This window comes from Prescottella agglutinans (assembly GCF_004011865.1).
GTDB classification, from domain to species: Bacteria; Actinomycetota; Actinomycetes; order Mycobacteriales; family Mycobacteriaceae; genus Prescottella; species Prescottella agglutinans.
In genome coordinates this window covers 270,441-277,192 of record NZ_RKLP01000010.1, presented here as the reverse complement: position 1 = coordinate 277,192, position 6,752 = coordinate 270,441, and the positions used below count along the sequence as shown (strand labels likewise).

Genomic DNA, 6,752 nt, shown 5'->3' with positions numbered 1-6,752 from the left:
CAGCCAAATACAACTCCCCCACCACCCCCACCGGAACCGGCCGCAACCACCCATCCAACACACACTCCCCCACACCACGAATCGGACCACCAACCGTCACCCGATCACCCGGCGTCATGCGCGCACTGACATTCGCCCAGATCGTCGTCTCGGTCGGCCCGTACAGATTCAACATCGACCGACCCCGGGCCCATCGGGTCACCAACTCTGGAGGGCAGGCTTCGCCGGCCACCATCAGATTTCGCAGCGACTCCAAACCCGTTGCATCCGTGGAGCTCGGGGTCGTCGCGGGCACGTCCAACGATGCCAGCAAAGTGGGGGTGAGCACGGCGTGAGTCACGCCCTCGGCGTCGAGCAACTGCACCAGCCCCTCGCCTCCGTACAGGGTCGGCGGGGAGATCACCAGCCGCGCGCCCGAACCGAAGGCCATCATCTGCTCGAACACCGCCGCATCGAAACTCGGCGACGCAGCGTGCAGTATCCGCGCATCGGGGCCCGCCGCGAGCCGTGCGCACTGCTCCGTCACCAGATTGGCCAACCCTCGATGCGTCACCATCACACCCTTCGGGACTCCCGTCGACCCCGACGTGTAGATGACGTACGCCGGATGGTCAGGAGACAGCGCAGCGGTCCGTTCGCCGGCGGTCACCGCGGCCGCGGAACACCCCGCCACTTCCGCCTCGACCGCCGGATCATCGAGTACAAGCCAGCGCGCGGACCCCGGCAAGCGGTCCCGCCACTCTGCGACCGTGACACCCACCGTCACAGCCGAATCCGACAACATGTGCTCGATCCGGCCAACCGGATACAACGGATCCACCGGCACGAACGCCGCACCGGACTTCGCGACCGCCCACGCCGTCGACACCGACTCCAGCGACCGCGGCAGTGCCGCCGCCACCCCCGACTCCGGACCCACTCCGTGACGGATCAGCCACCGCGCCAATCGGTTCGACTGCTCGTCCAGCTCCTGATACGTCCAACGCCGGTCGCCGCACACCACCGCCACCGCGCCCGGATCGCGTGCCGCCCACGCCGCCAACAACTCCGGCAGCACCCGCCCCGCAACCCCCGGCCCACCTGACACCGACAGCAACTCCCGGCGCTCGCCAGGGGACAGAAGCTCGATCTCCCCGACCCGTGTCGAAGGCGAGGAGACGACTTCCTCGGCAATGCGGAGGAAGCGGTCCGCGAGAAGCTGCACCGTGGCCGAGTCGAAGATGTCGGTCGCGAAGCCGAAGGAGGCCGCCATCCCGTGAGGCGCGTCGTCGACGGGGTCGAACTCCTCCGAAAGGCTCAGGTGCAGGTCGTAACGGGCGACGTCGAGGCCGACATCGATGGGCTCGACCGTGAGCCCCGGCAGGGCCAGGTCGGGCGGCTCTACGTTCCGGAACTCCAGCATCACCTGGAAGAGCGGTGAGTACGCCGTCGACCGAACGGGCGCAACGGCTTCGACGACTCGTTCGAACGGGACCTCCGCGTGGACGAGGGCGTCGAGATCACACGTGCCGACCTCACCGAGCAGGTCGGTGAACGAACCCCCGGGCGCCACCGGCGTCCACAGCACGACGGTGTTGACGAACATGCCCACCACGTCGTCGAGCGCGGCCTCGCCGCGTCCCGCCGTCGGTGTGCCCACCGCAATGTCGGTGCTCCCACTCAACCGGCTCAGCAGCACGGCGAGCAGCGCGTGCACGACCATGAACATAGTCGAATGAAGTTCGCGGGCAAGGTCGTGTAGTCGTCGATGTAGATCCGCGCCGATCTCGAACCGAACGCTGCCTCCCTGCGTCGACCGCCACACCGGACGTGGTCGGTCCGTCGGCAGTTCGATGCACGGCGGCATCCCCGCAAGCGTCGACCGCCAGTACGTCAACTCGCGCGCGAACAGCGAATCGGGCGCGGACTCGCTGCCGAGAATCCGACGCTGCCACAGGCTGTAGTCGGCATAGTCCACCGGCAAAGGCGCCCAGTCCGGTGCCCGTCCGTGCAGGCGGGCGGCGTATGCCACCGCCGCGTCCCTGGCGAGCGGCACCATCGACGAACCGTCAACCGCGATGTGGTGCATCACGATCGCCAGCACGTGCTCATCCGGACCGATCCGGAACAGCCCGGTCCGCATGGGTATCTCGTCGGTGACATCGAAGCCGGCGGCGGCACGCCGCACAAGGTGCGCACGCAATTCCGCCTCCCCGAAGACCGATACCGGCGTCAGGTCAGGATGCACCCGTTCCATCGGAACCACTACCTGGCGGGGTCCGTCAGCAGACTCGGGGTAGACGGTCCGGAGCGTGGCATGCCGATCCATGATGTCGGCGAGCGCCAACCGCAGAGCATCGATGTCCAAGGCGCCCGACAGCCGGAGCGCCAGGGGAATGTTGTATGCCGGCGAGGACGTGTCCAGCTGGTTGACGACCCACATACGTTGCTGCGCGATGGAGATCGGTACTTTGTCGGCCCGCGCGCCGGCGGTCAGGGCCGGCCGGGTCGACGATTGACCATCGATGCCGTCGAGTCGGGCCGCGAGCGCCGCGACGGTGGGCGCCTCGAACAGGTCACGGATATCGATGTTCCGATCCAACGCCGAGTTGATCCGCGCGACCGCTTTGGTCGCGACCAGGGAGTTTCCGCCGAGGTCGAAGAAGTGCGCATCGACACCGAGGCGGTCGACTGCGAGCACCTCGGCGAAGACGCCTGCGATTGCCTCCTCGGTCGGCGTGCGCGGTGGCCGGGACTCGGTGCGCCTCGTCCCGAAGTCAGGTGCGGGCAGTGCGGCGCGGTCGAGCTTGCCGACCGGGGTCAGCGGAATCTCGTCGAGCATCGTGATCGCCGCGGGCACCATGTGGTTCGGTACCGCCGCGCGAACTCGTTCCGTCAGCTCGGCGGGATCGGGGACCTGCCCGGCGGCGGGGAGCACGTAGGACACCAGGACCGGGTCGCCGGCCGGTCCCGCACGGCTGAGTGTGGCCGCGAATCGCACATACGGGTGGGCCATCAGAGCCGCATCCACCTCGCCGGGTTCGGTCCGGACGCCGCGGATCTTGACCTGGAAGTCGGTGCGGCCCACGTACTCGAGCTCCAGGTCTCCCTTCCGATCGCGCCGCCATCTGACCACATCACCGGTGCGGTAAAGACGTTGTCCCCGTGGACCGAACGGATCCGCGACGAAGCGAGCAGCCGTAAGCCCCGCCTGATTCCGATACCCACGTGCCAGCGCCGCACCGGTGAGATACAACTCCCCCGCCACACCGACCGGCACCGGCTGCAGACGCCCGTCGAGTACGAACTCCTCGACACCCCGGATCGGGCCGCCGACGGTCACCGGCTCCCCCGGCGGCCCGATATCTCCGAGGTTCGCCATGATGGTCGCCTCCGTCGGGCCGTAGCCGTCGAACATCGAGCGCCCAGGTGCCCACCGCGCCAACAGCTCCGGAGAACACGCCTCACCTGCCACCTCGAGATACCGCAGGCAGGCGTGCCCCCGGGGATCGACTGACGACAACGTCGACGGTGTCAGAACCGCATGGGTGACGCGGCCACGATCGAGCAGGGCGGCCAGTTCGTCGCCGCCGTAGACCGTCGGTGGTGTGATGACCAGGCACCCGCCGGACGCGAACGCCCACACCAGCTCGAAGACCGACGCATCGAAGCTGGGAGAGGCGAAGTGCAGGACCCGCGCACCAGGTCCCGCGGCGTAACGGTCGCGTTGTTCGGCGGCCATGTTCGCCATTCCCCGATGGGTCACTACCACCCCCTTCGGCACCCCCGTCGACCCCGACGTGTAGATCACATACGCCGGATGATCCGGATACAAGGCAACGGCCCGTTCACCATCGGACACCACCCCCGCAGCACACCCCGCCACCTCCGCCTCGACCGACTCGTCATCGAGTACCACCCACGGCACAATCCCCGGCAACTCACCCGCCAAGCCCCCCACCGTCAACCCCAGCACCGCACCCGAATCGGTCAACATGTGCTCGAGCCGAACCGACGGATACCCCGGATCCAACGGAACGAACGCCGCACCAGCCTTCGTCACCGCCCACACCGCCAACACCGACTCCAACGACCGCCGCAAACCCACCGCCACACACGACTCCGGCCCCACACCACGACCGATCAACCACCGCGCCAACCGATTCGACCGCTCGTCCAACTCCCCGTACGTCCAACTCCGGTCTCCGTACACCACCGCGATCGCATGCGGGTCCGTGCCCACCGATGCGGCGAACAGTCCCGGCAAAGTCGTCGCGGGCAACGCCTCCGCGCCGGACACCGGCACCAGCTGATCGCGCTCCTCGGGGGCAAGCACATCGACGTCGCCGACCGGGGCGGACGGATCTGCTGCCGCGTACTCGAGAATGCGCACCAGCCGATCCGCGAAGGCCTGCAGTGTCGCCGGATCGAACAGATCGGGGGCAAACGCCAGATCGACCGACACCCCGGCCGGTCGACCGGAGTCGGTGAAACTCTCGCCGACGGTCACCTGCACGTCGCAGAGTTCGGGACAACAGGCTTCGGGCGACGTCACCGATACGTCGGTCACTGCGGTCGGCTCTCGGCGATCTGGTCCGAGGATCACCTGCACCAGCGGCGGGCCGTCCGGGGCGCGTTCCGGGGCGACGGCCTCGACCACGCGTCCGAACGACACCCCCGCATGGGCGAAGGCGTCGTGTTGGCACTGCTTCACCCGGTCCAGGAGAGCCGCGAACGACCGTCCTGGATTCACGTGGGTCCGCAACACCACGGTGTCGATGACCGCCTCCGCCCCATGGTCCAGCGCGGCATCCCGTCGGGCAATCGGCGCACCCACCGCAATGTCGTCGGATCCGCTCACCCGGGCCAGCAGTGCCGCCAGCGCCGCATGCATCGCCATGAACATCGTCGAGTCGTGCTCGTGGGCGCGCAGCTGAAGCATGCGATGTCGTTCTGCACCGAGAGCGATCCGCAAGCTTCCGGGTTCTGCGGACCGCGGTGTCGGAGACGGCTCTGTCTGCCGCCGCCGATCCGTCGGCAGCCCGCCCCGGACCGGCATCCCCGCCAGCGTGTGTCGCCAGTAGTCCAGGCAAAGCACTTCGGCACGCCGACGCTCTCCTTCCCTCGCACTCTCGCGGTGGATCGTCGTCAGCGGCGACGCTGGACCGGACATCAGGAAGCCCTCGATCACACCGACGAACCGCTGCTGGTGGATCTTCAGCTCGTCGAGACGGTAGCGGGCCGGGTTCCCCCGGAACTCGACGAATATCTTTGCGGGGGAACCTCTTTGGTAGACATTGATCAGCAGGTCCTCGATGGGACCGGAGGTGAGCACATGAAATTCGCCGGTCACCGAGCCGAACTCGAGTTCCTGACGGAAGAGCATCACGTTGACAATCGGCGCAGCGGCCAGGTGAGCGTCGGCACCGACACTCGCCTCTCGCGCAATCTCGGCGAGGTTGGCGCGCTGGTGTCGCAACGCGCCCATCAGTTCCAGACTGACCCGCTCGACCAGATCGCCCACGGTGTCGCCGGGACCGACCCGGATTCGCAGCGGAACGACGTTGACGAACATCCCACCCGAACGCCGCAACACCGCAGTGGTCCGCCCGGAGACGGGGACATCCACCCGAACCTCCGGCCGGCCCGCCATCCGCGAGAGGTAGCAGGCGAACGCCGCGATGATCACCGCAGCGGACGTGCGGCTCGTCCGCCCCTCGGAGTCCTCGAGCCGAGCGGCTGTGTCCTCGTCGAGCGATCGGGTCACCAGCATGTCGCGGGCCACGGCAGCCCGGTCTCGGTCTGCCAGACTCACGGGTTCCGCCAGCGCCCGGAACCGCTCGATCCAGTACGCGCGGTCCGCCTCGAAACGGCTCGAGGCACGATACCGACAGTCGAGTTCGTACAGCGTTCGCAGATCAGCAGCCCCGCTGGGTTCCGGTTCCCGGCCCGACACGGCAGACGAGTACAGAGCTGCTACGCGGTTGACCAACGTCATCGCGGCGTACCCGTCCAACGCGACATGGTGAGCGCGGCTGTACCACAGGTACCGTGCATCACCGACCTGCAATATCGTCGACACGCCCAGGTCGCGCATCGGGTCCACCGGGTTCGACCGGTCCTCGCGCATCCACGCATCCGCAGCCGCCACCGGATCGTCCTCGCCGCGAAAATCAATGAACCCCACTGAGTTGTCCAATGACGGGTCAACGACTTGCCTTGGCTCCCCGTCGACCTCGATCAACCGGAGGAAGGCGCACTGAACCTCACGCCCCGCGGTCACCGCCGTCGATCGGAGCAGGGCGAGATCGAGGTCTCCCTGGAACTCCACGTACTGCGCGATGCAGTACGGAAGGTGTGGGGCCAGTTGCTGCGCGAGCCAGACCTCGTACTGCGCCGATGACAACGGAAAAGGTTCCGATGCAGCAACTTCCATAGGAATGGCTACCAATCCGGTTCACGTCGACTCCGCGTGCTCGGCCAGCGGAGCAATCTGGTCGTGTTGCGTCAGGCGGCACGTCCCGAGGGACGAACCGCACGATGCTGCCGACGTGCTCGGCGAGTGCCCGATAACGGAGCAGCGGTGGATTCTTCTCGCTCGAACATGCCGACCGCGCCACCGGGTCCGGGGTGGTGGAATGACGCCTACGGCGTCCTGGGCCACTCGGTGGCCGCTCATCCATCCTGCCAGAGCGACTCGAAGGGTGCCAACCGACCGAAGTGCTCCGTGCCGACGACGCCCGACGTGGCTAACCTGGAAGCGACTGGTGCGG

The 6,752-nt window shown here is 67.6% G+C and carries 1 protein-coding gene; it reads right to left on the bottom strand.

The annotated features are described in order from the left end of the window. Positions 1-6,415: non-ribosomal peptide synthetase (locus tag EGT67_RS19480; protein ID WP_127917737.1), on the bottom strand; the 6,415-nt coding region annotated here is incomplete at its 3' end. Positions 6,416-6,752: the final 337 nt, after the last annotated feature.